At 47.7% G+C, this 24491-nt stretch carries 26 protein-coding genes; 16 read left to right on the top strand and 10 right to left on the bottom strand.

What is annotated here, in order from left to right; genetic code table 11:
• Positions 1-366 precede the first annotated feature (366 nt).
• Both ACJJIJ_RS11715 and ACJJIJ_RS11710 read left to right on the top strand, forming a co-directional pair.
• The gene (locus tag ACJJIJ_RS11715) at positions 367-558 is read left to right on the top strand and encodes a hypothetical protein (RefSeq protein WP_444937479.1); all 192 of its coding nucleotides are present in this window, start codon (positions 367-369) and stop codon (positions 556-558) included.
• Positions 559-1084: 526 nt separating this feature from the next.
• Positions 1085-1513, top strand: a complete 429-nt coding sequence (locus ACJJIJ_RS11710) for an MAPEG family protein (RefSeq protein ID WP_444937478.1) — start codon at positions 1085-1087, stop codon at positions 1511-1513.
• A 1040-nt stretch (positions 1514-2553) separates the two neighbouring features.
• On the opposite strand, the gene ACJJIJ_RS11705 is transcribed toward ACJJIJ_RS11710, so the two are convergent.
• From ACJJIJ_RS11705 to ACJJIJ_RS11685, 5 genes are all read right to left on the bottom strand, one after another.
• The gene (locus ACJJIJ_RS11705) at positions 2554-3906 is read right to left on the bottom strand and encodes a HupE/UreJ family protein (RefSeq protein ID WP_444937477.1); all 1353 of its coding nucleotides are present in this window, start codon (positions 3904-3906) and stop codon (positions 2554-2556) included.
• Between the two features lie 30 nt (positions 3907-3936).
• Positions 3937-5688 carry a hypothetical protein gene (locus tag ACJJIJ_RS11700; protein ID WP_444937476.1) on the bottom strand — a complete coding sequence of 584 codons (1752 nt, stop codon included), beginning with the start codon at positions 5686-5688 and terminating at the stop codon, positions 3937-3939.
• 363 nt (positions 5689-6051) lie between these two features.
• A complete protein-coding gene (locus ACJJIJ_RS11695) occupies positions 6052-6663 on the bottom strand; it encodes a TPM domain-containing protein (RefSeq protein ID WP_444937475.1) in 612 nt (203 codons plus the stop codon).
• The gene (locus tag ACJJIJ_RS11690) at positions 6663-7424 is read right to left on the bottom strand and encodes a TPM domain-containing protein (protein ID WP_444884204.1); all 762 of its coding nucleotides are present in this window, start codon (positions 7422-7424) and stop codon (positions 6663-6665) included. The genes ACJJIJ_RS11695 and ACJJIJ_RS11690 overlap by 1 nt, the downstream gene beginning before the upstream one ends.
• 17 nt (positions 7425-7441) lie before the next feature.
• Positions 7442-8056, bottom strand: coding sequence for a LemA family protein (locus tag ACJJIJ_RS11685; protein WP_444884205.1), 615 nt, complete (start codon positions 8054-8056; stop codon positions 7442-7444).
• An 86-nt stretch (positions 8057-8142) separates the two neighbouring features.
• Here ACJJIJ_RS11685 and ACJJIJ_RS11680 point away from each other — a divergent pair, with 86 nt between their 5' ends.
• The 7 genes from ACJJIJ_RS11680 (at position 8143) to ACJJIJ_RS11650 (ending at position 13871) form a co-directional block, all read left to right on the top strand.
• Positions 8143-8679, top strand: a complete 537-nt coding sequence (locus ACJJIJ_RS11680; RefSeq protein WP_444937474.1) for a YaeQ family protein — start codon at positions 8143-8145, stop codon at positions 8677-8679.
• A 14-nt stretch (positions 8680-8693) separates the two neighbouring features.
• On the top strand, positions 8694-9176 hold the full coding sequence (locus ACJJIJ_RS11675) for a YajQ family cyclic di-GMP-binding protein (RefSeq protein WP_252082598.1): 483 nt from the start codon (positions 8694-8696) through the stop codon (positions 9174-9176).
• 11 nt (positions 9177-9187) lie between these two features.
• Positions 9188-10123 carry an esterase-like activity of phytase family protein gene (locus ACJJIJ_RS11670; RefSeq protein ID WP_444937473.1) on the top strand — a complete coding sequence of 312 codons (936 nt, stop codon included), beginning with the start codon at positions 9188-9190 and terminating at the stop codon, positions 10121-10123.
• A gap of 353 nt (positions 10124-10476) precedes the next feature.
• Positions 10477-11412: a YjiK family protein gene (locus ACJJIJ_RS11665; protein WP_444884208.1), complete on the top strand. Its 936-nt coding sequence runs from the start codon at positions 10477-10479 to the stop codon at positions 11410-11412.
• The gene (locus tag ACJJIJ_RS11660) at positions 11413-12003 is read left to right on the top strand and encodes a uracil-DNA glycosylase family protein (RefSeq protein ID WP_444902788.1); all 591 of its coding nucleotides are present in this window, start codon (positions 11413-11415) and stop codon (positions 12001-12003) included.
• 2 nt (positions 12004-12005) lie between these two features.
• Positions 12006-12728, top strand: coding sequence for a uracil-DNA glycosylase (gene ung / locus ACJJIJ_RS11655; protein ID WP_252082592.1), 723 nt, complete (start codon positions 12006-12008; stop codon positions 12726-12728).
• A gap of 342 nt (positions 12729-13070) precedes the next feature.
• Positions 13071-13871, top strand: coding sequence for a hypothetical protein (locus tag ACJJIJ_RS11650; RefSeq protein WP_444937472.1), 801 nt, complete (start codon positions 13071-13073; stop codon positions 13869-13871).
• 260 nt (positions 13872-14131) lie between these two features.
• Here the strand turns inward: ACJJIJ_RS11650 and ACJJIJ_RS11645 are convergent, their stop codons facing one another.
• Positions 14132-15052 (bottom strand): LysR family transcriptional regulator, encoded by a 921-nt coding sequence (locus ACJJIJ_RS11645; RefSeq protein WP_252082588.1) that lies wholly within the window; start codon positions 15050-15052, stop codon positions 14132-14134.
• An 84-nt stretch (positions 15053-15136) separates the two neighbouring features.
• Between ACJJIJ_RS11645 and ACJJIJ_RS11640 the strand changes: the two genes are divergently transcribed.
• Entirely contained in the window at positions 15137-15874 is a 738-nt protein-coding gene (locus ACJJIJ_RS11640) for an SDR family oxidoreductase (protein WP_444937471.1), read from the top strand.
• 178 nt (positions 15875-16052) lie between these two features.
• Here the strand turns inward: ACJJIJ_RS11640 and ACJJIJ_RS11635 are convergent, their stop codons facing one another.
• From ACJJIJ_RS11635 to ygfZ, 3 genes are all read right to left on the bottom strand, one after another.
• Positions 16053-16616, bottom strand: a complete 564-nt coding sequence (locus tag ACJJIJ_RS11635; protein WP_444900230.1) for a hypothetical protein — start codon at positions 16614-16616, stop codon at positions 16053-16055.
• A 247-nt stretch (positions 16617-16863) separates the two neighbouring features.
• A complete protein-coding gene (locus ACJJIJ_RS11630; RefSeq protein ID WP_444900231.1) occupies positions 16864-17421 on the bottom strand; it encodes a hypothetical protein in 558 nt (185 codons plus the stop codon).
• Between the two features lie 331 nt (positions 17422-17752).
• Entirely contained in the window at positions 17753-18793 is a 1041-nt protein-coding gene (gene ygfZ / locus ACJJIJ_RS11625) for a CAF17-like 4Fe-4S cluster assembly/insertion protein YgfZ (protein ID WP_444937470.1), read from the bottom strand.
• A gap of 114 nt (positions 18794-18907) precedes the next feature.
• Between ygfZ and ACJJIJ_RS11620 the strand changes: the two genes are divergently transcribed.
• Positions 18908-19153 carry an FAD assembly factor SdhE gene (locus ACJJIJ_RS11620; RefSeq protein WP_252082577.1) on the top strand — a complete coding sequence of 82 codons (246 nt, stop codon included), beginning with the start codon at positions 18908-18910 and terminating at the stop codon, positions 19151-19153.
• The gene (locus ACJJIJ_RS11615; RefSeq protein WP_444937469.1) at positions 19128-19580 is read left to right on the top strand and encodes a protein YgfX; all 453 of its coding nucleotides are present in this window, start codon (positions 19128-19130) and stop codon (positions 19578-19580) included. Before ACJJIJ_RS11620 ends, ACJJIJ_RS11615 begins: the two co-directional genes overlap by 26 nt.
• Positions 19581-19610: 30 nt before the next feature.
• On the opposite strand, the gene nadB is transcribed toward ACJJIJ_RS11615, so the two are convergent.
• Positions 19611-21218, bottom strand: coding sequence for an L-aspartate oxidase (gene nadB, locus ACJJIJ_RS11610; RefSeq protein WP_444937468.1), 1608 nt, complete (start codon positions 21216-21218; stop codon positions 19611-19613).
• Between the two features lie 178 nt (positions 21219-21396).
• Here nadB and rpoE point away from each other — a divergent pair, with 178 nt between their 5' ends.
• The 4 genes from rpoE (at position 21397) to ACJJIJ_RS11590 (ending at position 24468) form a co-directional block, all read left to right on the top strand.
• Positions 21397-22011 carry an RNA polymerase sigma factor RpoE gene (gene rpoE / locus ACJJIJ_RS11605; protein WP_226647383.1) on the top strand — a complete coding sequence of 205 codons (615 nt, stop codon included), beginning with the start codon at positions 21397-21399 and terminating at the stop codon, positions 22009-22011.
• 117 nt (positions 22012-22128) lie between these two features.
• Complete coding sequence (locus ACJJIJ_RS11600) at positions 22129-22833, top strand: sigma-E factor negative regulatory protein (protein ID WP_252082571.1); 705 nt, start codon at positions 22129-22131, stop codon at positions 22831-22833.
• 1 nt (position 22834) lies between these two features.
• Positions 22835-24010: a MucB/RseB family sigma factor regulatory protein gene (locus ACJJIJ_RS11595; protein ID WP_252082569.1), complete on the top strand. Its 1176-nt coding sequence runs from the start codon at positions 22835-22837 to the stop codon at positions 24008-24010.
• A 5-nt stretch (positions 24011-24015) separates the two neighbouring features.
• Positions 24016-24468, top strand: coding sequence for a SoxR reducing system RseC family protein (locus ACJJIJ_RS11590; RefSeq protein WP_252082567.1), 453 nt, complete (start codon positions 24016-24018; stop codon positions 24466-24468).
• Positions 24469-24491 lie beyond the last annotated feature (23 nt).

The raw sequence follows: 24491 nt of genomic DNA, 5'->3' as shown, positions 1-24491 counted from the left end.
ATAATAATGATTCTATTTGGTTCTAATGTTCTATTTTTGTGGTTTGTTGTCTTGCTGGAAAGTTTGAGTCAGGAGCGAATTTCCATTTTAAATGGCAGTTATGATAATGATGGTTGAAGTTATCACTTTATGAGTTTGCAGAGATATATGGAATCATAGTGCGTAAGGCTATTAGAGATAATGCAGACGCGTTTTTTATGTTGTGGCAGTTCTATCAATATTATCAGAGCTCCTTTAATGTGGAAGATATTGATAGTAGAGGTCGGTACGATGTAGATGAAGAGCATCCAAGTGATGTGATATCTGGTAATGAAGAATGTGATGCATATATATTCTGTTTGAAAGCGGGTTGCTGGTTTTGTAGCTATGGAGCAAGCCGAAATTATTGGTGTCGAAATGCCGAAATTAACTGATATCTTTATTCTTCCAAAATATCGCAGTCAAGGGGTGGCAGGTAAAATAGCTAGGGGTTTTATGCTTAAAGAAATCGGTCAGTTGTATGCGGAAATCTATCAGGGGGATACTCTTGCTCTTCAGTTTTGGCAGGGTGTTTTATAAAGAATTAATGTAGCAGAAATCAGTAAAGTTGATTCTCCTGAAAATCTAGCATTTCATGATTATGTGGTAGCAAATATCTAGTAGATGGAGGTATTTTTAAATGTAAGTTTTTGTTGCAGTAATATTTTGATAAAGTTTATTTTCTGTGCGTGATAAATGGAGTTGGGGGTTTGGTTTCTGTGGGGTAAGTGATAGGATTATTGAGGTGTTGCTTATTGCGCTTGAGTTGAGAGTGGGTGAGGCCGGTACCCTTGCTGTTAGATATTCGATAAAAGTTAGGCGTAACAGAAAAATAACGATGAATATAGAGGTCAATCCCTGGGTTTTTAAGAAGGTTAGACGTTACTGTTGTTGAATCGCAGTTGGATGGTTGAGGGAATCCGTATCTGCTATTGCATGTTGAGTTAGATTAAGTTTGAAAGCTTTGGCTTGGTGGGTGAGGTGATATAATTTAATCTTCGTAATTTTGCTTCCCTAAAGGTTCAGTGCATTATTGGAAAATTAAAATTTAACTATTGGAAATAAGATGAATTCAACGGTTCAATTAATTCAGCCGGTGGTGGCTTTGCTGGTTTGGTCAATGGTTATGTGGTTTTGGATGTATGCAACAAGATTGCCGGCGATTGCATCTATGAAAATGAAGTTGGACTCTGAAGTGCCATCCGGAGTCCAAATGTCACAGCTTCCGGCAAGGGTTAGATGGAAGGCGGATAATTATAATCATTTAATGGAGCAGCCTACTCTATTTTACGCAGCAGTTTTCTCATTGGCTTTTCTAGGCACAGTCACGGAGCTTATCGTTTATACTGCTTGGGTATATGTGGGTTTAAGAGTGATTCATAGTCTTGTTCAGGCTTTAGTGAATAAAATAGAATTTCGCTTTGTTGTCTTCGCTTTATCCAATATTCCCTTGGCAATCTTAATATATAAAGCAGCGATTCAAGCTTTTAAATAGTGGTTAAATAAAAGTAAAACTATTCGTTATATTTTGGTGCTTGTTATTGGTTAAGGTGATATTACCTTGGCAAAGCTAATCTGACTTGGTATGTGGCCACTGGCCCAGTTTTGCCGTCGTAGAAAGAGTACTTTACCAACCCATCTGCTAAGGATGATCATGTCCTCCGAGATTGAATGTATGTAAGTTGTAAATGGAGGGGAAGCATCTTTTTGGCTGCTAGTATTTGTTCTAGATTGACCTGGCCTAAGAGCAGGCCCTCTTGTTTGTGGGGTAGGTGGTCTTAATTCTGAGTAACTAGGGGGGGTAGAATCCCCATTTTTTCTGTGTAAGTTTCCTGTTATTTGTTTTTAGTCCGTTTAATGAAAGCAGTATTGTCGATTAATGGATGGGTAGATAATACAAGGAGCTGCTCTTCTAGGGTATAGATTTGGTAGTCATGCATACTAAGAGACCTCCAGTGGGGCTGTAGCGAAGTGGATTTATTTATCCCGGCTTATGCAGTGCAAAATACATGAAAGGCTGTAAGTGATTCCAGTATTAGAGGGCATTCAGGTGTCCGTGCATAACCCCTGATTCAATTGGGTAAATGCAATCTGTCTCGAAAAATGCGCAAAGTTATTTATGGGGGGTTAATTTATGATGATATCGGTGATTTTCTCCTTTAGGCTTAAAGATACCATTCGTTCTGATATGACTATATGTTATATGGATGCTGTTTTTATTCTGCTCTAAGCAGGGTGTGGTCGAATTTGTTTTTGGCTATTAGGCAGGGGGAAGGTGGCTAATAGTGTGTAGAATACACTTCGCTGGTGAGTTTAATAAGATCCCTTGTGGGCGAATAGCGATGGTTATAAAAAATAATACCTTTTTGTTCGCCTGTTCCATTGAATCTATAGGGGTGGTTGTCTTTTCGGTTTCTGATTGCAAAACCAGTAAATAGAGTGCTGCTTGATTTGTGACTGTCTTTAACTTTAAATCGTTAGATTTATTGTTCGATATAATGAAGTTTATAACTTCCTCTTTGGTAAAATCATGAATTAGATTTTACTGTTGTTGATTGTAATATTGGTTCTGGGTTGGTTTTCTTGCTGTATGGCGTTCACCAATTCATGCCCCCTCTCAAAAGTCCAGAGTAAGGCAATGGCGCAGCATATAGTGGCAATTGTGTAGCGTAGGTTAGGCTCCCAGTTTTTCTGTCGACGTCTGGCCAAATAAAGTAGAGGCCAGATTGCTAAAATTATTAAAATTTGACCAGCCTCTACGCCGAGATTAAATGCTAACAAGCTCTGCCAAATATTAGGTGAGTTGATGTTGAGTATTTCGTGTAGTACAAAGGAAAATCCTAGTCCATGCAGTAAGCCCAACATCAAGGAAGTCAAAAGAATTGTACGCTCGGTGGATATAGAGGCGATCGATTTTTGTCTCATTGAAAGCCAAGCAATATAGATTATGGAAATGGCGATTCCGGTTTCAATCAGTGGGACAAACCAGACAGTGCTAGGAATAAAACCAAAGAAACCTACGGATAGGGTAATACTGTGGCCGATAGTGAAGGCCGTGACACGCCAGAATAATAAGGGGAGAGCGAGGGCACCAAGACTAAGACAAAGTACAAAAAGGACATGATCTAGCCCCTGAATAATATGTACCATGCCCTCCTTTAGAAAGGTATTGATGACATCTATACTGGAATAACGGATTTGAACAGGCTCTCGCATTAGCCCCCTAGAGCGGAAAATCTGGATTTTCCCAGGGTTATAACTGAGGATTAAATTTGCAGTATTTTCTTGATCGGGAAGCCCTGGATTCAGGGAACTAAAGAGTTGATATTCTTCCAGCTGTTGCTGAGTAGGGTAATGGATGTGGATATCAACCAGTGTGTCACTGACATGGAGCGAGTTGTTAAGTGCCATCTGTGCAAAGTTATTAGAAAGGGCTCGTTTTGCCTCTGCAAGTGTGGCAAAAGCAGGCTCGTTGCCAATAGGATAAAGGCGTACTGACTTTACATACCCTTTAAGCTCCTGATCAGTAGAGAGGATATGTGTCGCTGCTGCGGCAATATTGCCCAGCCCCTCAGGGTGGATCGTGATCTCTTCGACATCCACATAGTGAACCAGTCGATCATTTTCCAGGCTGTTACGAGTATATGGTACTTGATATGGAATTTTCCCCGAGTAGGGATCAATACCATGTTGCGCCTTATCCGCCAGTAAATAGGAAAGAGGCAGTCTCATATAGAGGCTGGCTCCATTGACGCTGTGCTCAATATGTAGAATTCTTATATTTAGGTTTAGTGAAAAGTGGGCTTCAGAGATTTGAGATATTACAGATAGGTGGAGAGCCAGAGCAAAAGAAAGAAAATTAATTAAATTTGAGTTACTTTTTTTCATAGCACTTGGTTACCAACTCTAGTGGCAAGCTTATCGTATAGATAGTGGTGTAAAGGCGGATATCTTCCAATACTTGTCTGATTGGGTTATTTCTATACTTGCACGAGTTTCTCGCGGTAATTGCTCCATATGTCCCCAGCTGTAATCTTCAATCATTGAATGCCACTTCCCAACAATTCTAAAAGTTTTATTTCCGTTCAGGATCATTTGATCTGCATGCTCAATTTCCAGGTCACGGATAGATCTAATAGAACCCTTATTTCCGCTGTTGGTTAGAGGTTGGTAAACTTGTGACAAGTTTGCGACGGTAAAATCAAATTTTTCGCTGCTTACTAGATTGGCAAGCTGGTCGTTTAATTTTTCACTTTGAGGTTCTTCATAGGCAGCGGAAAGGCGATCAAGTATTGTCTCGGTAATTTCTTTTATTTCTTGCTTGTTTATGGTGCCGGGCAGGGGGATGCGCAGTTCACTTGGAAGGGTGTAATAAATGGGTACGGCACAAATAATCACAATGCCGTAAAAGAGTATCGGATGTTTGTTTTTTGTCTCAACCTTTTTGCTTCGCAAGGTGAGAATGAAAAATACTGCAAAGCAGAAGGAGAAAAGCACCGCCATGGGTATGGCCGCTATGGTATTCTCAATGGGGATTGGATCACTATTGGGAGCACGGTAATCATATAAATAATTGCGCCATTGAATGTCGGGAAAGTCCGGCATAACATGTGTTGGGAAAGGACCAGCCGGATCTTGTATGAGTGTGGGAACTGATTTGATAGACTCTGTAAAGAGGTTCCAGTCGATAGTAACACTTTGTGGTAGCTCCTTAACATGATATTTTTCCCGGTAACCGATCAGTAATGAACCTATCTCGATCCGCTCATGCTCTCCTATTGTGGTAAAGCCTGTATCGTTTGCCTTGAGAAAAACTGTTTCCGTGCTGATAGGTTCAACCAGCGTTTGGTTGATGCTAGTGGGATTTTTTTTCTGTAGGAATTCCTCTGTAGTTACTCTTAACTCTTTTCTTCGCTTGGCTGTAAGGGGCTTCCAGGCATCAAAGGGTTGGTCGGTCCATTGTAATAAATCTCTTGGGCGCAATAAAATTTCGTGGCGAACCTGACGAGGTTCCACATAGAGGAAAGATCTAAGGGGATAGCGATTGTGCCGATTTATAGCTTGGTTTTCAAAGCGAGTATTCCAAGGATCTCCCCAATCAATTTTCAGCTTTTCTATTTGAGACAAATATTGAAAACTGCTTACTGATGTGTGGCCGTGTTGACTAGTAAATCCTATTGTGGCTAAGACAGCCCCATCGGAATCCAGTGGTGGACGTATTTCCAGATTGCTCAAGCCTTTAATTGGAAACTCGATATCTGCCAACAGTATGGTTTTGTCGGCTGGAAAATTCGGCCTTAGCAGGCCTGTCCTTGGATCTATTCTTCCCGCAAAAGGTGAGTTTCTCGGTTTTCTCTCGGCAATTCTGACAGAGGTTATAGTCGGCTCAATTTTACCCTCTGGGGAGTGCACCTCAATGGCGATCTCTTTTTGTGCAAGAGCAAGTCTAGCTATTTCATAAATACTCTTTGTAGGTGGTATTCCCGGCCAAAACGCGTTCGCATCAGCTGCAGAAACCTCTAGGCTGATGTAAAGATTGTTATTGAGTATCTCTATTTCTGCAATATTTGGTGCAGTCTCCGCACCGGTGAGATTGATATAATCGGCGCAGATAGTGGAGGACAGTGAAGCCGATATGAATAGCCAAATTGTAATTAAGATCTTTCTCATTAGGTTTTCTAGTTTTTTGGTTGCGAGGGATCACCGTAGTTACAGGCGTAACTAGTATTTGGCGCTGGACTTTTTTGTGAGCTGGATGCTTTCATGCGGATATTGAGGTTTTTATTTGGCATTCTTTAAGCTTAATATTAATTGCCAAGCCCTGTTAAATTGGCGTGGCTGACTTTGTTTTTATCTGGTTTAGTTTTCACTTTTAATGGTTTTTATACGTGCATAATCACCATAAGCTTTAATTTTTCATGGGGATTATTACTCCTTTACAGCAGCTTAGTAGAAGGAGTTGTTAAAGCGTAGGTATAGAAGTATTGTGGCGTTAAAATCACGTCTGAAGGGTAAGTAGGGCAGTAAATTAGGTTAGTTAATTAGAATCAGGTGGTTGGGTAACTCATCTTTCACAGCACTACAGGGGGCTGCATCTTTTAATAAGTCTCCACATTGGGAAATACAGAGTAACAGTGCTTCCCCAGCCTTACCGCGCTTAATTTCCCGTACAAATTGCTCGATAATAACCTGCCAGTTGTCGTTGGATACATGCTGAGCCAAGCCGCGATCTGCCAGAATTTCTACATAGTGCTCCGCTTCACAAATAAAAATCAACAGACCCAGTCGATCTTTGGTGCTATGCAGCTCTTGTTCAAGAAATTGACGGCGGGCTAGGTTTGAGGCGCGCCAGTATTTGATCTTTTTGGGTACAAGGCGCATGGTTATCGGCCGCCAGCGAAACAGTAATGCCAGCGCGATAAAGAGAACCCACTGTAGCAGAAAGGCTTGCTGAAAGCTGAGCCACCAGGGTAGGAATTGGAATAGTGGCGATAACAGCAGGGTCAAGAAGGCAGCCCAAAGGGTGGAGATATACAAATAGTTATCGGCTTCCCGCGCGATAATAGCTACCAACTCCGCGTCGGTTTGGGTCTCCACTTCTTTGATGGCCTCCGCCACCTGGCGTTGATAGCTATTACTAAGCATTACCATCCTCCCGAAGCACCTCCTCCGCCAAATCCGCCACCTCCTCCACTAAATCCACCGCCTGTGCCAGTCCCGGATAAGCCTCCTCTAGGGTGCCCCGCACCAAAGCCTCCGCTACCATAGTAGCCGCCAAAGCGACCGCGTTTATAATTACGCCCATGAATTGGTGAGCTGAGGACCGAGCTACCAAACAGATGCAGCATTACCAGTAAGAGAAATAGCCCAACTACAAAGGCCAGGCGTCGGCCCTCCTTGGTCTCGATCGGTTCGGCCACATATTCGTTCTTGGTGGCGGCAATAATTGAGTTCACGCCGGCATTAATTCCACCGGCATAACTCCCTTTCTGGAATTCCGGCAGAACCTTGGTTTGAATAATATTGGCAGATAGCGCATCGGTGAGAGCACCTTCGAGGCCGTAGCCAACCTCAATTCGGAGCTTGCGCTCTTTGGGAGCTATCAAGAAGAGAATTCCATTGTTTTTCTTCTTGTGGCCCAGCTTCCACTCCCTTGCCAGTTGATTGGCGTATTCCTCTATGGTGATACCCTGGAGCTCTGGGAGGGTGGCCACCACCAGTTGGTTACTGCTCTCAGATTCGTATTGCTGAATCAATTCTGTAAGTTTGTATCTCTCTTCAGCAGTTAGTAGCTCAGCTTTATCCACCACCCTCCCGGATAGAGGAGGGAGCTGTACCTCGGCCCATAGAGCCAAAGCCAGTAATGCTGTAATGAGCGTCAACAAGGTCAGAAGGGAGCGTGTCATAAGGGTTTCCCGGCGGCCTACTGGAAATTGACTTCCGGAGCCTTCTCGGCCTCTTCGCTGGTGGCCTGGAAGGTCTCCCTCAAAGACATATCTCGATATAGGAGTGCGTGCCAAATACGACCGGGAAAAGTGCGAATCTCACGGTTGTAGCGCTGCACTGCCTGGATATAATCCCGGCGCGAGACACTGATGCGGTTTTCGGTGCCTTCTAGCTGGGATTGCAAGCTGAGAAAGTTTTGATTGGCTTTGAGGTTGGGGTAGCGCTCGACCACAAGCAGCAGCCGTGACAAGGCGCTGGAGAGTTGTGCCTGTGCGGCTTCGAACTGTTGTAATTTGACCGGATCGTTGAGCAGGTTGCTGTCCAGCTGAAGTGAGTTCACCTTGGCGCGCGCCTCGGTTACGGCCTGAAGGGTTTCCCGTTCATGCCCGGCATAGGCTTGAACGGTTTTCACCAGGTTAGGCACTAGGTCTGCGCGACGCTGGTACTGGTTTTCCACCTGAGCCCAGGCGGCTTTTACCTGTTCGTCATAGGTGGGGATATTGTTTACGCCGCAGCCACTGATGAGACTTGCCATCAGACACAGCATGGTGCAGCGCCAAATTGGCAGGCTGTTGCCGGTAGCAGAGGTCATGCGGAATATCCTTATTCTTCCGTAAACCAACCAAGAATAGTCCGCCTCAGTTGTAGTGCTGAAGGTGGCGTAGAGATGGAGCCGAAATGGCACTAAAAGCAACAATTTTCAAAGCCAAGGTGCAAATAGCCGATATGGACCGTGACTACTACGGGGAACATCAGCTGACCTTGGCGCGCCACCCTTCAGAAACAGATGAGCGTATGATGGTGCGCTTATTGGCGTTTGCACACAATGCATCCGATTTATTGGAGTTTACCCGAGGCCTCTCATCTGATGAGGAGGCGGATTTATGGCAAAAGAGCCTCAGTGGAGAAATCGACCTATGGATAGAAGTGGGTCTTCCAGCCGAGGAGCGCTTGCGCAAGGCCTGTAACCGTGCCGGGCGGGTTTTGGTATACAGTTACGGGCGTCGTGCCGCACCGATCTGGTGGCAAAAGCTGGAGAATCAGCTCGAACGTTTTGACAACCTTAGGATTTTCCATCTCGCTGCGGACACCACTGAGCAATTGGCACAGATGGTTGAGCGCAATATGGATTTCAGTATCACCATTCAAGACGGCCATATTTGGTTGGCCGATAACGATCACAATACGGAGATTACTCCGCAAATCTGGAAATAGGAGCCGAGAATTTAATGCCTTCTTTTGACATTGTATCTGAAGTAGACAAGCACCAGCTGACTAACGCAGTGGATCAGGTAAACCGCACTGTTACCAATCGCTTTGACTTTAAAGGCGTGGATGCGGAAGTGGAGATGAGTGATTTCTCTCTGGTAGTCCGTGCCGAGGTGGATATGCAAGTAGATCAAATGGTGGATATGCTGCGTGGTGCCTTGATCAAGTGTGATATCGATCCGCTGGCTATGGATGTAGGTGAAAAAGAGCAGTCTGGTAAGCTGGTTAAAGTGGGAGTGACCCTAAAGAATGGCCTGGACAAAGAATTGTCAAAAAAAATCGTTAAGCTGATCAAAGATGAAAAGCTCAAGGTGCAAGCGGCTATTCAGGGTGAACAGGTGCGGGTTACCGGGAAAAAGCGCGATGATCTGCAACAGGTAATAGCCTTACTTCGTGGTAAGGAACTGGAACAGCCACTGCAATTTAATAACTTCCGCGATTAAATGGTTACACAGTGATCAAAAATTATCTCTCTGGCATTGCTATCGTGCTGTTCTCCCCCTTGCTGGCGGCAGTGGAGATTTCTCCCGCCAAGCTGCAAGCCAGCTATTGGGTGGATAATAGCGAAGGTCTGGATATTTCTGGCCTAAGCTTTTGTGCTGGCAAGTTGCTGGCAGTTTCCGATAAGAATTCTGGAGAGATTTACTCATTAGAGCTCAGCGAAGGTTCCGCCGATCTGGTGTCCTTTTTGCGTTTGAGTGGTCTAGGAGTGCCGGAACGTGACGAGCCTGTTAATGTCTGGGAGAGCTTTAAAGCGTTTTTCCGCCCCGCGGAAGATCTGGACTTTGAGGGCGTTAGTTGTGGTGAGAATCAGATCTTTCTGGTCAGTGAGCATTACAATCGCATTGCCGTGGTGGACCCAAAGGGGAATGCGCGCTGGCAAGAGCATATCTGGTCGGGTGAAGCCAAATCTCAAGGTTTCTTACAAAAGAGCAACGCTTCCAGTGAGGGCCTGGTAAAAGCTGGTGATACTTTCTGGGTGGCGATGGAGCGTGAGCCAAGGGGCCTGTTGAAGCTGGATTCAGATGGAGAAGCCAGCGCATTCACTTTGCCACAGGTAGAGGGTTTAAATTTTGCTGATCGCTCTGAGGATTTAGCCGGCCTGGACTTCTTTAACGGCGCCCTCTATACCTTGGAGCGCAATGCGCACGCAGTTTGTCGCAGAGTATTGCCCAGTCTACGGGCGGAGTGGTGTCTGGATTATCGCTCGCTTGAAGAGTCTCCAGAGCGTGTTTATGAGGAAACGCGCTATGGAAAAGGTGAGGGATTGGCTGTGGGCGAGAAGGGCATTTTTGTGGTGTTGGACAATAACAATGTTGGCCGTGCGCAAGAGCCTGAAGATAAGCGCGCGTTACTGCTACACCTTGCAATGCCGGAAATGGCAAATTAATTGCAGCTCTATTGGCACTATGCCGATAAATTTCGGCGTCACGTTTATTGCGCTCGGCGTCGAACTCTTTTCATTTCCTCTCCTTTTATTTGCCAACTTTTGGCTTGGGTTTAGTCTGCCTCCTAAATCGGGTATCGTATTATCCTCCTTGTAGCGCAAAAATTGTCGATGGGTATTATGGTGGCTATGCTATTTCCTAGTGATTAGCGATCTAGAGTATGTTGGCAGCGGCTTTATGGAGAGAGACTTTTCCATTTCTCTGAAAGGTAAACGGTGAATTAGAAGATCTAAGAATGCGCCAAATCACTAATTATCCTTTTAGTTCATTCATTTCTCGATGGATTGGAAAAATCGTGATCAAGCGAATTTTATTTTTCTTTATCAGTTTGTTGGTGCCTTCAGCGATGGCTGCTGACATTATTCCCGCTAAAAAAGTACAGCATTATTGGGTAAATGCCAGCGCAGGATTGAGCCTCTCTGGTTTAACTTTTTGTGATGGCAGACTTCTTACTATCTCAGATAAAAAGTCAGAGAAAGTTTATCAGATCGTTTTAAAGGGTGTTCATGCCAAGCTGGAGCCCTTTGTCACACTCTCTGGTTTGAATGTTCCAAAGAAAGATCGGCCGACAAACGTATGGTACTTTTTATTGGATCTTACCCGACCGGCAGCGGCAATGGATTTTGAAGCCATCAGCTGTGTAGATAATAATTTGTATTTATTGAGTGAGCGCTACAACCGCATTGCCGAAGTTGATATGCAGGGGCAGGGCCGTTGGCTGGAAAATATGTGGTCGACCACAGCTAAGGCTCAGGGCTATATGCAGGGGTACAATCTATCAGGCGTAGGCTTACAGAAAGTTGGCGATGATTTTTGGATGGTGCTAGAGCGTGATCCCCGTGCTTTAGTTAAGCTTGGCCCTAAGGGGGGAGTGCAAATTTTTACACCGCCGGCTGTAGAGGGGCTAAATTTTCGCGGACAATCAGAGAACCTGGCGGGTTTGTCCTATTATGATGGCGCGCTGTTTACTCTGGAGCCCAATGCGTCTGCGGTATGTCGGAGAGAATTACCTAGCTTGAAGGCGCAGTGGTGCCTGGATTATTGGGAGCAAGAGAACTCCTCTGAATTGGGCTATGAAGTATCCCGCACTGGGGGCAAAGGCGATGGGTTGGCAGTGGGCGATACGGGCATTTTTATAGTATTTGACAACGACAATATCAGTCGTATACATGACCCTCAAGATCGCAGGGCGCTTCTGTTACATCTAGCTTATCCCGAAGGGGCGCAATAGGTGGTCGTCGAGAAGTTACCAACCTTATTGGAGGAGATACGCGCTTGTCGTCTATGTGAGGATCACCTGCCACTGGGAGCTAATCCGGTGCTGCGAGCGGCAGAATCTGCTCGTTTGTTGATCATTGGTCAGGCGCCGGGAACTAAGGTTCATGCCACTAGTATCCCATGGAATGACCCCTCTGGTGATCGTCTGCGCGAGTGGCTGTCGATCGATAGGGATATCTTTTACGATGAATCCCAGATTGCCATTATTCCCATGGGCTTCTGTTATCCGGGGCGAGGTAAAGGAGGTGATTTGCCTCCGCGCCCGGAGTGTGCTGTCACCTGGCATAAGCGCTTGCTGCAACAGCTACCTCACTTGCAACTCACGCTGTTGGTGGGACAATACGCCCAGCGACACTACCTGCCGCATTGGTATGGCAATATTACAGAGAATGTGCGCCATTACCGCGATGCCCTGCCCGCAGGGTATTTCCCTTTGCCCCACCCGAGCCCGCGAAACACACTTTGGCTGCGGCGAAGACCTTGGTTTGAAGAGGCTGTGGTGCCCGAGTTGCAAAAGTACGTAAAAAAGATTCTGAAGGTTTGATAATGCCGGTTCCGGAAAAAGTTAAGATTCACCCCTCCTGGTACGATGTGCTGAGCGAGGAGTTCAAGAAGCCTTATATGGCGGAATTACGTCAGTTTCTGCGGGGAGAAAAAGAGGCTGGTAAGCGCATCTATCCACCCGGTGGGCAGATCTTTAACGCTTTCAACTCCACCCCATTTGATCAGGTGAAAGTGGTGATTTTGGGGCAGGACCCCTATCACGGGATAGGCCAGGCGCACGGTTTATGCTTTTCTGTGATGCCCGGCGTACGAATCCCGCCATCGTTACAAAATATTTACAAAGAATTGCACTCTGATATGGGGATACTTCCAGCGCACCACGGTTGCCTACAACCCTGGGCAGAACAAGGAGTGCTGCTACTCAATGCCACCCTCACTGTAGAGGACAGTAAAGCTGGTGCCCATCAGGGGCGCGGTTGGGAGCAGTTTACCGATGCCGCTATCCATAAGCTGGCGGAGCAGCGTGAAGGCCTAGTGTTTATACTCTGGGGTAGTTACGCACAGAAGAAAGGCGGTTTTATTGACCGCAATAAGCACTTGGTACTACGCGCCCCTCATCCATCCCCTCTCTCAGCGCACCGTGGCTTTTTTGGCACTAAGCCGTTCTCTCAAGCTAACCACTGGTTGCAGCAGAGAGGTGAAAAGCCCATTGAATGGGCCCTGCCAGAAGAAAATCAGTTAAAAAGAGTTGCTGTAGAAGTCTAATAGCTGCCCCCCTTCGATAAAAATCATTTCTAAAAATAAAAACCCAGCTTACGATTGTTAAATGTAGGCTGGGCATATTAGGTCAATTAAGTTGAGCAGTATTTGTAAGTGTTTAAGGTTATTCCTAGTAAAACCTTTGCGTTGGTGTATTTAAGTGCCTGAAGGGCTCTCTCGCACAGATGGGGGTTATCTGCTTTTTTATAAACTGTCTATAATGATTTTGGCTGAAATGTTGCAGTTTTTTATCAGGGCTTATGAGAAGTTTAATCTCATATGTATGGCTAGTGCTGCGTGAAAGCTTTATGAATCTGACGACTTAATTGGGGGGAGCCAGTGCCGCTAATGCTGACCGACTTAGTCGATTCTATTTTGGATTTTCTCTCAGCGCCATTTGTGGAGGCCTTCCTCACTACAATTTTTATTGGTTCTGGGGCGGCTCTAAAGAAAACAATTGATACGAGTGCTTTTAGAAAGTTATGGGCTGATTTTTTTGGTGAGTCTGACTCTGAGATTCATGTGGTGCTTCCTCTAATAAAACAAAAAACACTTTTTTCTGATTTTGCCAATAGGCAAAGCCAGATTCCGGATAATGTGTTGTTTTTGCCTTATGATGAGGCTGTTGGGATGCAGCTTCTAAAAGAAGCTATTGAAAAAGCCTTTCCAAGGAAAAAAGTAATATGTCATGACTCTAGAAACTTCACTGGTGATCAAAAAAGTTTTATTTGTATCGGGGGGCCAGCTGTAAATTCTGTGAGTCGTGATTTGTTGCTTACCAGGAAGTTAGATGCAAAATTCAAGATGGATTTTTTGGGTCGATCTGCTTTTGATGAGGTTGATGAGAGTGTTTATAGGTCGAATACATTAAAAGGATCAATTACCGAAGATTACGGATTTATCTTTTTTGCAGAAAATCCTTACCATAAAAATAGCTGTATATGCTTAGTTTTTGGTATATGGTCTCATGGGACTTATTCGGCTGTGCAGGCTTTGTGCCAGAAGGGGAAACCTTTAAAAGAGTTAGTCAGACACCTTAAAAACAATAAATCTTTATTTGCTGTCACAAAATCTACGGTTAGGGGGTTGGTGACAGGCTTTCCAACTGTGGAGAAGGTGAGAAGGATAGAGTCTTCCTGTCAGATCTAGGTATGTTGTATTTGGTTGATTTTGTTACTTGTTTTTAGAGAGGTAGGGTTACTGGGTATTTCCCTGAAAAATCCTAAATGCAAAGAATTTTGCCTATTGGGATTATGATTTTGGGCGGAGCCCTTTGAGGACTTTTGTTGTTGTAATGTTGTTTGAGATAAGGTTAAAAATTCAGCCCAAAATACTCTTAGGGAATACTCTGGTGGCGATAAAGGTGAGGGGCGATTGGTGGTTGACCGTATAGGTTTCCCTTCATGCTGCTAGATACTCCAATTAAATAAATTTTTTTCCTCTTTAAGAAAGTCTAACAATGCAGCGAGTTTCTTGGGTTTATTGAGTCCCTGGCGGTAAACGGCATGAATGTCCATTGGTGGAACATGCCAGTCTGGAAGAATATTAACGAGTGAGCCTTTGCCTAACTCTTCCATAATATTGTTGATTGGTAATTGCGCAATTCCCAGCCCATTGACTGCCGCATTTTTCAGGGCTGAAATATTAGCACAAAAGAAATTCCCATTAACGGGTAAAGTCATTGTCGATTGTTTAGAGGTTAGCGCCCACTCGGTATCTCCAGGGTTAAATTGAAATCTCAGGCAGTTATGGCTTATTAGGTCGCTGGGCTGCTGTGGTTTTCCCTGTGTGGTGAGATATTCAGGGCTGGCTACGAGAATTCGCGTTGAACTGCCAAGCTTTCTGGAAATCAGGCGCTCATCATGTATGTCGCCAACACGAAACGCGAGGTCAATGCCTTGGGAGAAGAGGTCTTCAAAGTCGTAAGTGAGGTTTAGGGAGACGGTAATTTTTGGCCAGCGCTTCAAAAAAGTGGGTAAAACTCTCTTGGAGAGAAATTCACCCAGGGCTGGCGGGGCTGAGATTCGCAATAAGCCTTGGACCTGCTGATCCATTACCAGCACATCATTTTGCATGGTTTTAAAGTCTTCTATCAAATGCAGAGCCCGGTCATAGGCAATAGCCCCCACTTCTGTCAGTGCAACACGCCGGGTGGTACGATCCAATAGTTTGGCTTTCAGGTGGGATTCCAGTCTTGAAACCTCCTTACTAACTGTTGACTTAGGAAGTTCTAGCTGATCTGCAGCCAGCGATAGGTTTAATGTCCTACAGACATGGACAAAAACAGATAAAGTTCTAAGGCTGATTGTTTCCAATTCGCGAACATTCATTTTCTTTTTATATAATTGTTTCTATTTGCTCGAATAATAGAATGCTCCTGTGTTTGAAGCAACCTAACTCACAGGAGATTTACCATGTCTAACGATCGAATTGCATTGATCACCGGTTCAAATCGAGGAATTGGTCTTGAGGCTGCCAAGCAGCTTTCTAACCAGGGAGTCAAAGTAATCCTGTCTGGTCGAGATAAAGCGAAATTAGAGGCCGTTCAAGCTACTTGGAATGGTGAGGTGGCACCAATTGATATTATTGAGCTGGATATTACCAAAGCTGAAGATAGGGCACGAGCTGCTCAAAAGATTGCGGAACAATATGGTCGGCTGGATATTCTGGTGAATAATGCCGGTGTTATCGTTGAGGGGGAGTGGGGCCAGAACAATAGTGAAACAGTTTCGCAGGAGGATCTGAACACCACTTTTAGCATTAACGTATTCGCTCAAATTGGTCTAACGCAAGATCTTCTGTCACTGCTAAAGAAGAGTAAAGCTGGCCGTATCGTGAATGTGAGTAGTATTCTGGGTTCTTTAGCTGTGAATGCTGACCAGAACTCTGGTTGGAGTGCAGTGAAGCCCTTCGCTTACAATGCGTCAAAGGCTGCGCTTAATATGTTTACAGTTTCTTTGAGCCAAAGTCTTGCAGATACTGGTATTAAGGTAAACAGCGCACACCCGGGTTGGGTTAAAACCGATTTGGGTACCAGCGCGGCGCCAATGGATGTGACCGAAGGGGCGAGAACTGTTGTGGAGCTTGCCTTGATTGATAGTGACGGCCCTAACGGTCAGTTTATTCACCTTGGTGAAGAGCAGCCCTGGTAAATAGTTGAAGTTACAGCTGGGTAGTTCCCATAGATCCCGTATCTATCAATTGAAAAGTAGGTATGGGGTCCTTGGTTCTTCAAATAGCTGTTGATTTTACTGTGAAGCAGATTCCTTAAGATCTTGGATCTACTAAAAAATATTTTTTCATGAATTATTCAGAGGCTTCCCGGTGTGGTTAACGGCGCCTCCTTGCACGCTCGCTATGAGGCTGGCTGGCTTCTTTCTTTTCAACGGACTTCCATAAAGGCCGCATTAAGAGCCTGGCAAAGGCGAAGCCGACAAAAAACAAATTACATATGTAAGCAAGAAAATACGGCCCAAACTCTCTTTCAAAAACTATCCCGGCTGCATTTAGAGTGCTTATGATGACAATGGAAGAAGCTATGCCAAAAAGTCCGTAGTAGGTGAATTTCATTATGGGGGAGACAAACTTAAAATGTCTTTTCTTCCACAAATAAGCAATAAACCCCATGGTGGCTATTCCCATAAGGCTGCTGCTGATAGACCAGACATGCTTAGCCTCGACATGAAAATTTAAAAGGATAAGTGAAAAAGCGGAGAGTAAGGCGCTACACAAGCTGATATAGACAATCATGGCGAGAGAGACGACATGCCCTCTGGAGATACTTTCCATTTTTCTTGACTGAAAAGTTGCAACCATAGCTGCAAAACCTGCCAGGATAATGGAGACTTCGATAATATGTAGCAGTTGTTCAATTTGTCCCGGCAGTGTATCCATCTTCCGCTGTTGCCCTGGGCAGAGATGTTATGTTGTGAGGGGGGTATCGGTGTGTAAAGGATAGTTTATGTTTTTTAGTAGCTTGCAGACTTTATAGGGTTTCATTCGTTTCTGTTACATGCCGAAACTTTCTATTGAGGGCTCTTGGTAAGGTAGGTACTTCTCGGTGGATGAAGTACGCTTGGTTGTTAAGGGCAATTTATATGCCCTTGAGAGTCGGGTGTGATTCTTATCTGTTTTGGTAGAGCTACCTTGTGCCGGCTTGACTCTTTCTTGCATGTTGTTGTTCGTTTTCTATTACTACTGCCCAAAGAGGTCGCATAAGCAGTCTAGTGAAGGCATAACCAACAATAAACAAATTAAAAACAAATGATAGGAAGTAGGGTCCGTATTCTTTGTTAAAGCCAAGTCCAAAGGCATTTAAGAGGTTGATAATTACCATGCACCCTGCGCCTCCAAAGAGCGCAAAGTAAATAATTTTCGCTACTTTGGAAACTGTCCTAAGGCGCTTTTTTATCCATAAATAAGTAATGGAGAAAGCGGTAGCCAAACTCATGGCAAAGCTGCTTGCAGACCATAAGGTTTGATCACTAATGCCAAAGTTTGCAAGTATTAGGGTGAAAGCGGCGAGGAGAGCATTAACTAGACTGATATAAATTATCATGGCGAGGGAGACAATTCTTCCCTTGGTGATTCTCCTGGTTTTTTTTGGCTGAAGGGTGCCTACGATTGCCGCGAAACCTGCCAGCACAACACAGGATTCAAGAGTAACGATAATCTGGCTCATCTCTTTCAGTGGAGTCATCCCTTTGCCTGTGTAAGTTTTGGGTATAGCAGAATAAGATTAGCGGAAAAAGGCAAAATATTTTTGTGGAAATAGCTGTAATTATTTGGTGTAAAAGTTACATGTCGTATTAGGAAAGCGCTTATTAATTAGTGGCCTGAATGTGGAAGCGGCGACGGGGAATATCACTTTGTGAATATTTCGCCTAATATCTGAGTGGATTATCAGGCCTATGGAGGCAATGGTTATCAATATTGCCTAAAGGCAGTGTGGGAAGGTGTTTCCTGCCTGAGACCGGTATGAACTGTATACCGGTCTATCTGCCAAAAGTGTATCAGCTGGGTAATTAGCTTTATGCTAAGGGGTCGGCATCAGCATCGTAGGGTAAATCTTGAATCTCCAGGGCGCGGCCATCTTTCAACTTTAAGGTTTCGCCAGCGGCAATTTTGGCGATTGTCAGTACGGCGAGCAATTCTATGCCTTCTTCGCTGTGGCAGGCTTCAAGCAGATTGCCGATGCTTTGTTGTCCGTCGGCAAAAATTTCCAGTCCACTGGCTGGAAGATCACCACCTTCACATTTTGCACGGTATAGGCGACGCTTGGCGGCGCCACGGAACTGCATGCGGGCAACAACTTCCTGGCCGGTATAACATCCCTTTTTAAAGCTCACACCGCCAAGTAGGTGCAGGTTAGTCATCTGTGGGATAAACATCTCAGAAGTGGTGGCATCAACCTGGGGGATGCCGGCTTCGATCTGCCCCTTTTGCCACTGGTCGTAACCTGTGGCTTCACTATGGGGAGAGAGTTTTTGCCAGAGTTGTTGTGTTTTATCGCTGGGGCTAAGCAGAGCCAATTGGAACTCATTGACCGATTGGGCGATACAGCGCTCGCCACTGAAATCGAAAGTCACTACCTGGCCTGGAGAAGGGGCCTCGAAGCCCAGTAGTTGTGCCGCCTGCTCCGCAACACCCTCTCCCTGTAGGCCTAGCCAATGGGAGTTATCGCTAGTGTCGCTAAGTTCCGCCTTGAAAAATACGGCATACTTCGCCAGCGCCTGCTGGGCGATTGGGGCGAGATTGCGGGGTAGGCGGAGTATAAATTCGCTCTGGGAGAGTTTAAGGGCACTAAAGGCACTGATCATGCGTCCCTTGGGGTTGCAGTGAGCACCCAGTGTGCTATGCCCGTCGGGTAGATTTACAAGGTCGCAAGTGAGCTGGCCTTGCAGAAACTTCTGACTATCGGGGCCTACTACTGAAACGGCGCCCACGGGGCCGAGGTCGATAAGATGTAAGCCCTGGCGGTCATCATTGCTGGTAAGGGGGAAGTGGGCCCTGCCGCCTTCCCAAATGGCGCCTTCGCTACTGAGAAAATCCTGCCACTGTTGCTGGTCCATAGTGTTGCCACCTCCGGTTGTCTTGGTGGCATTAATTGGGGATTACAGCGCCCCTTTTCAAGTTTGCTCAGCTAGCAGGTATACTGCGCACTTTAATCTGGTTGGAAATGAAGTATGGATCGCAACCGCCTGTTTTGGGCCAGCCGCCGCGGCATGTTGGAGTTAGATCTGGTGCTGCTGCCGTTTCTGGACAATATCTACGAGACCCTGGAGCCCGAAGATCAACAGCGTTATGTGCGACTGATGGACGAGCAGGACCAGGATCTGTTTGCCTGGTTCATGCGCCGTGAAGATCCGGCCGACCCGGAGCTATTGCGCATAGTACAGATCATCCGTGACAACACCGGTTTACAGCAGTAGACCGCCGCCTCAAATTTTTGAGCGCAGCGCACGCTTGAGCTGCGTGGTTGCGCGATCGCCTCTCCTTCTTCTCTTTTTATTACTTGCCACAGGGCAGGCGGTAATGCTGTTGTGGTTGAGTGACCTCCCTTCCTGGCTTTTCTGGTCGGCAGTGCTGCTTGTGTGCCTCTATGCCTTTGTCGAAAAGCGTCGTCTGGAGCGGATGAGCGGAATCTTATCAACCCGAGACCGCCGCTGGTTTTGGCGTACTGAAAGTGGAGTGGAACGAGAATTTGAGTTTTGTGGTGAGCTGGTAGTGTGGCAGTGGTTGCTGGTAATCCGTGGGCGTGATCAGATGGGCGCCTCTCTTTGCTTGGTTTTGGCGCGGGACGCGCTCAATCGGGACGACTGGCGCAGATTGCAGGTGGCTTTGCGCTATTCGCGCTAGGGTGGGCTCTGCCCACCCATACCCCTGTGTTCAGATAAATTGCCTCTGATTGGCGTAGTTTTCCGGTACCAGCACCGTATCCATGGCAAGCTCTCTGAGATCTGGATAGTCGAGAGAGTAGTGCAGGCCCCGACTCTCGCGGCGGTCCAGAGCCGAGCGGATGATCAAATCGGAAACCAAGGCCAGATTGCGTAGTTCCACTAGATCATTCGTGATGCGGTAATTGGCATAAAACTCGCGAATTTCCCGCTGCAGGAGTTTTACTCTGTGCTGAGCGCGCAGAAGGCGCTTGCGGGTGCGCACGATTCCCACGTAGTCCCACATAAAGCGCCGCAGCTCATCCCAGTTGTGGGATATCACAACGTCTTCATCGGAGTCCGTAACTCGCGAGGCGTCCCACTCCGGCGCCTTGCGCGGTGCTTGCACCGAGTCGAGATGTTCGTCGATATGCAGGGCGGCAGAACGGGCGTATACCAGGCATTCCAATAGGGAGTTACTAGCTAGGCGATTGGCGCCATGAAGGCCGGTAAAAGTGGTTTCCCCGATGGCATAGAGTTGGTCCAGGTCGGTGCAACCGTGTTGATCTACCATAATTCCACCGCAGGTATAGTGGGCGGCAGGCACCACCGGGATGGGCTCTTTGGTGATATCAATGCCGTACTTCAGGCAGTTGCTATACACGGTGGGGAAGTGCTCACGTACAAAGGTGGAATCTTTGTGGGAGATATCCAAATAGAGGCAGTCGGCACCAAGGCGTTTCATTTCATGGTCAATGGCACGGGCGACGATGTCCCTGGGGGCTAGTTCACCGCGCTTATCAAAGCGTTCCATAAAGCGGCTGCCATCGGGCAGTTTCAACTGTGCTCCCTCGCCGCGCAGGGCTTCTGTAACCAGCAGGGCTTTAGCCTTGGGGTGGTAGAGGCAGGTGGGGTGGAATTGGTTGAATTCCATATTGGCCACCCGGCAGCCGGCGCGCCAAGCCATGGCAATGCCGTCGCCGCTGGCACCATCTGGATTACTGGTATACAGATAGGCCTTGCTGGCACCACCGGTGGCGAGGATCACCGCCTTGGCCTGCAATAGCTCGACTTCTTCAGTATTTTTATTCAGCACATAGGCGCCAGCACAGCGAAAACGCCCTTTCTCGGGGTCCGGTTGGCGGATTAAATCAATGGCGACGTGATGTTCAAAGCAGTCAATATTGGGGCTGTTGAGTACTTTCACCAGCAAGGTGCTATGTACGGCTTTGCCCGTGGCGTCGGCGCTGTGAATGATACGGCGATGGCTGTGCCCACCTTCTTTTGTCAGGTGGTAGTCCTCGCCCTCGCGGGTGAAACTCACGCCCTGGTCAATCAGCCAGCGAATGGCTGCGGTGCTCTCTTCTACCGTAAAGCGGACAGACGATGGGTGGCAGAGTCCGGCACCCGCGTCTAATGTGTCTGCAATATGTGACTCCACCGAATCCATATCGTCTAACACTGCCGCGATGCCCCCCTGGGCGAACCAGGTGGAACCGTCCTGCAGACGCTGCTTGGAAAGCAAGGCTACGCGGTATTTGGCGGAGAGATGCAGGGCCAGGGTGAGGCCAGCGGCGCCGCTGCCGATGACGAGAACGTCGTAGTTTACCGGGGCATTCATAGATTTCATTTATCTTTAAGGGTCGCGTAGTATAGCGCCTCCTGATTATTCGTCGATTTGACGTGGAACTTATGTCCTATTGTCAGTGTCTTCAACACAGTAAAAGAAACGCCTGCGCCGGCAGCCCCTCATTAAATCGTTGTGGTGCCCGCAGTGTGGCTGGATATGGGAGTTGGGGATGACAGCGCATCAGGCGTCAACGAGTGACCGTGAGCTGGTGGAGCGGGTTCAAAAGGGAGATAAACGCGCTTTTGACCTGTTAGTACTCAAGTATCAACACAAAATTGTTGCTGTGGTCAGCAGATTTATCAAGGACCACAGTGAGGTACAGGATGTCACTCAGGAGGCTTTTATTAAGGCCTACAGGGCGCTCGCCAATTTCCGTGGCGACAGCGCTTTTTACACATGGATGTACCGGATTGCGATTAATACCGCTAAAAATCATTTGGTTTCCCGTAGCCGCAGGCCCCCGTCTTCCGATGTGGATCTTGAGGATGCCGAGTTCTACTCCGGCGCCGATCTGTTGCGGGATAACGAAACACCTGAGAACCAGATGTTTCGTGACCAGCTTGAATCTGCGGTGCATCGCGCCATTCGCGCACTGCCAGAGGATCTGCGTTCAGCGGTTACGCTGAGAGAGCTTGAGGGACTGAGCTATGAGGAGATCGCCGAGGTCATGGGATGCCCGGTAGGCACAGTGCGTTCGAGAATTTTTCGTGCACGGGAAGCTATTGACCGGACAGTCCAGGCCGTGATGGCCGGTGAGCCGGAAACACTGGGTGACCGGGGTTAAAATTGCGGAAAATTTTCCCAACTGGGGAAACCAACCGCCGAGAGCCCGGTCTTATCTCATACCAACTATGGTGCGTGTGGGCACCGAATAAATGATTGCACAAGAGGGTTAACCCCTATGTCCCACGGGAATCATCAGGAACGTCTCAACGAGTCGCTCTCGGCGCTTATGGATGGCGAAGTCAGCGAGTTGGAGTTGCAGCGGCTGTTAAAAGCCTCTTCGGCTTCTGAAGAGTTGGGTGAGCGCTGGTCACGCTACCAACTTGCGGCGAGTGTAATGCGCCGCGAACAGGTTGCCCCTGTGAACAGCAGTCTCGCTGCGAACATCTCTGCGGCAATTGATCTCGAAGAGCCCTTGTCGCAAACGGGGAGTGGTGGTGCCGTGGCGGCCAATGGGTTGATCAATAACCGTTGGTGGCGTCCGCTTTCACGCGGTGCGGTAGCGGCCACTGTAGCATTTGCTGCAATTCTTGGGGTTCAACAGATTACCGATACACAGCAGAGCCCAGTGCAGGGCCAGGGTGTGGAATTGATGGCGGAGGTTGAGCGCCCGGCACAGCCGGTAGTGCAATCTGCCCCGCAGCCATCCGGTTTTTATGTGCCGGCACCATCTACTCGCTCAGTGAGCACAGCCACTCCGAGCTTTGTACCCGAGCAGCGCGGTGTGGTTGGCCAGCAGGTGATTCAGCAGGTGCCTACGCCGGAGCTGATGCGCCATCTGAACCGCGTAATGATGCAACACTCAGAACAGGCCGCGCATGTCGGCAGCCAGGGCATGGTGCCTTTTGCCCGCGCGACCTACGGCGAACAAGTTGGTATGTAGCGTGACGAAAGCTGTTTTCAGGGGGAGTCTTATCCGTATTGGAATTCGCAGGGCCAGTAATCTCTTACTGGCCACCTCACTGCTGGCGCCACTGGCGATCGCTCAGGAGACAGCCAGCACCGATAATGCTATCCAACCCAGTGCGCCGAGTATCGTAAACCTCGATATGGCCAGCACCCAGGCGGCAGCTTCTGCTGCTGAGGTGACAAACCCGAGCAGTGAACAGGATGCCCTGACTACCGCCAACTCGGAGCCTCCGGCTGTCGACCCCACAGTGCTCTCTGCAGAAGCTCTGGCCAGTCCTGGTGCTGTGTCGGTAGCGGTTGCCGGTAATGAGGTAGAGCAGTGGCTGGCCAAGCTTGCCAAGGCGGTTGCCGAGCTGGAATACAGCGGGCTGGTCACCTTTGAGCACGCCGGCATGCTTGAAACCCTGCAGGTGGTACACGCGGTCCGCGACGGAGAACAGGTAGAGCGTGTGCGCTACCTCAGTGGCGAGCCGCGAGAATTGATTAGCCACGGTAGCAGCAGCAATTGTGACTACGGTGTTTCGCCCAGTGCTCGGGCTACCCTATGGAATGCGGTGGGACAGCAGCAAGTTCAGCGCGCCTACCAGTTTATTTTGCGTGGCGAGGAGCGTATTGCCGATCGCGATGCAGTAGTGATCGAGGCCAGGCCGCGGGATCGCTACCGGCTCGGGCTGGTGGTCAGCTTAGACCGGGAAACCGGCCTGCCCCTTAAAACTATGTTGGTGAGCACCCAGGGTCGAGTGTTGGAGCGCTACCAGTTTGTACAGCTAGACTTGTCGCCGGTAGAGGATGGTGCCCTGGAGGCGGTCTCCAATAATGCGCGACGGGTTGATAATCGAACTAGCTGCGAATCCTCCCAGAGTCGCTGGCAAGTACGCTGGCTGCCGGAAGGTTTCAAGGTGGTATCGGTAAAACCCCTTTCCGATGGCGATATGATGGTCTTTAGTGATGGGCTAGGCGTATTTACCGTGTTTGTGCAACGCCTTGGACCTGAGCTAAAGGATTTTAAAGGCCGAGCCATACGCGGTGCGACAGTGGCCTATATGGACCGAATGGAAGTCAATGGCGTCGCTTATACCGTTACTGTCGTTGGGGAAATCCCCGATGCCACGGCGCGCAGAGTAGCCAGTTCTATTGCTGAAAAAGGCTGAGTGCCGTGCTTGAAGAGCGCGGCCGTATTGTCGCCATAGAATCCGACGCTGTCTGGGTTGAAACAATCCAGCGCAGCGCCTGCAATGGCTGTGAGGCCAAGTCTGGCTGCGGCACTGGTCTACTTGGTGACTTTTTTTCTTCTTCCACGCGAGTGAGAGCAGTTCTGAACGGCTACCCGGCCGATAAAATTTCCCTGAATGATACCGCCGTAATCGGCATTACTGAGAGTGCCCTTACCAGCAGTACCCTGCTGGTTTATTTGTTACCCCTGGTTTCCCTGGTGCTTGTCGCACTATTGGGGGACTATTTTTTCGCTGAGGCTGGCGCCGTTATAGGCGCGCTAATGGGCCTGCTGGGCGGTGCTCTCGGCGTGCGTTGGTACAGTCGCCGCCAAGCTGCCAATCCCACTTTTACCCCGGTGCTGTTGCGCATAGAGCCCAGCAGCGGGCATTCATAACAGAACCTAAACTGATAACTCCA

It is taken from the genome of Microbulbifer mixtoriginis (SeqCode), assembly GCF_052467945.1.
This window is presented reverse-complemented; position numbering and strand designations above follow the sequence as displayed.

Excerpts from the sequence above, each read along its gene's own strand:
- ACJJIJ_RS11715 (WP_444937479.1), top strand. The coding sequence starts at position 367 with ATGGAGCAAGCCGAAATTATTGGTGTCGAAATGCCGAAATTAACTGAT.
- ACJJIJ_RS11710 (WP_444937478.1), top strand. The coding sequence starts at position 1,085 with ATGAATTCAACGGTTCAATTAATTCAGCCGGTGGTGGCTTTGCTGGTT.
- ACJJIJ_RS11705 (WP_444937477.1), bottom strand. The coding sequence starts at position 3,906 with ATGAAAAAAAGTAACTCAAATTTAATTAATTTTCTTTCTTTTGCTCTG.
- ACJJIJ_RS11700 (WP_444937476.1), bottom strand. The coding sequence starts at position 5,688 with ATGAGAAAGATCTTAATTACAATTTGGCTATTCATATCGGCTTCACTG.
- ACJJIJ_RS11695 (WP_444937475.1), bottom strand. The coding sequence starts at position 6,663 with ATGCTTAGTAATAGCTATCAACGCCAGGTGGCGGAGGCCATCAAAGAA.
- ACJJIJ_RS11690 (WP_444884204.1), bottom strand. The coding sequence starts at position 7,424 with ATGACACGCTCCCTTCTGACCTTGTTGACGCTCATTACAGCATTACTG.
- ACJJIJ_RS11685 (WP_444884205.1), bottom strand. The coding sequence starts at position 8,056 with ATGACCTCTGCTACCGGCAACAGCCTGCCAATTTGGCGCTGCACCATG.
- ACJJIJ_RS11680 (WP_444937474.1), top strand. The coding sequence starts at position 8,143 with ATGGCACTAAAAGCAACAATTTTCAAAGCCAAGGTGCAAATAGCCGAT.
- ACJJIJ_RS11675 (WP_252082598.1), top strand. The coding sequence starts at position 8,694 with ATGCCTTCTTTTGACATTGTATCTGAAGTAGACAAGCACCAGCTGACT.
- ung (WP_252082592.1), top strand. The coding sequence starts at position 12,006 with ATGCCGGTTCCGGAAAAAGTTAAGATTCACCCCTCCTGGTACGATGTG.
- ACJJIJ_RS11650 (WP_444937472.1), top strand. The coding sequence starts at position 13,071 with ATGCTGACCGACTTAGTCGATTCTATTTTGGATTTTCTCTCAGCGCCA.
- ACJJIJ_RS11645 (WP_252082588.1), bottom strand. The coding sequence starts at position 15,052 with ATGAATGTTCGCGAATTGGAAACAATCAGCCTTAGAACTTTATCTGTT.
- ACJJIJ_RS11640 (WP_444937471.1), top strand. The coding sequence starts at position 15,137 with ATGTCTAACGATCGAATTGCATTGATCACCGGTTCAAATCGAGGAATT.
- ACJJIJ_RS11635 (WP_444900230.1), bottom strand. The coding sequence starts at position 16,616 with ATGGATACACTGCCGGGACAAATTGAACAACTGCTACATATTATCGAA.
- ACJJIJ_RS11630 (WP_444900231.1), bottom strand. The coding sequence starts at position 17,421 with ATGACTCCACTGAAAGAGATGAGCCAGATTATCGTTACTCTTGAATCC.
- ygfZ (WP_444937470.1), bottom strand. The coding sequence starts at position 18,793 with ATGGACCAGCAACAGTGGCAGGATTTTCTCAGTAGCGAAGGCGCCATT.
- ACJJIJ_RS11620 (WP_252082577.1), top strand. The coding sequence starts at position 18,908 with ATGGATCGCAACCGCCTGTTTTGGGCCAGCCGCCGCGGCATGTTGGAG.
- nadB (WP_444937468.1), bottom strand. The coding sequence starts at position 21,218 with ATGAATGCCCCGGTAAACTACGACGTTCTCGTCATCGGCAGCGGCGCC.
- rpoE (WP_226647383.1), top strand. The coding sequence starts at position 21,397 with ATGACAGCGCATCAGGCGTCAACGAGTGACCGTGAGCTGGTGGAGCGG.
- ACJJIJ_RS11600 (WP_252082571.1), top strand. The coding sequence starts at position 22,129 with ATGTCCCACGGGAATCATCAGGAACGTCTCAACGAGTCGCTCTCGGCG.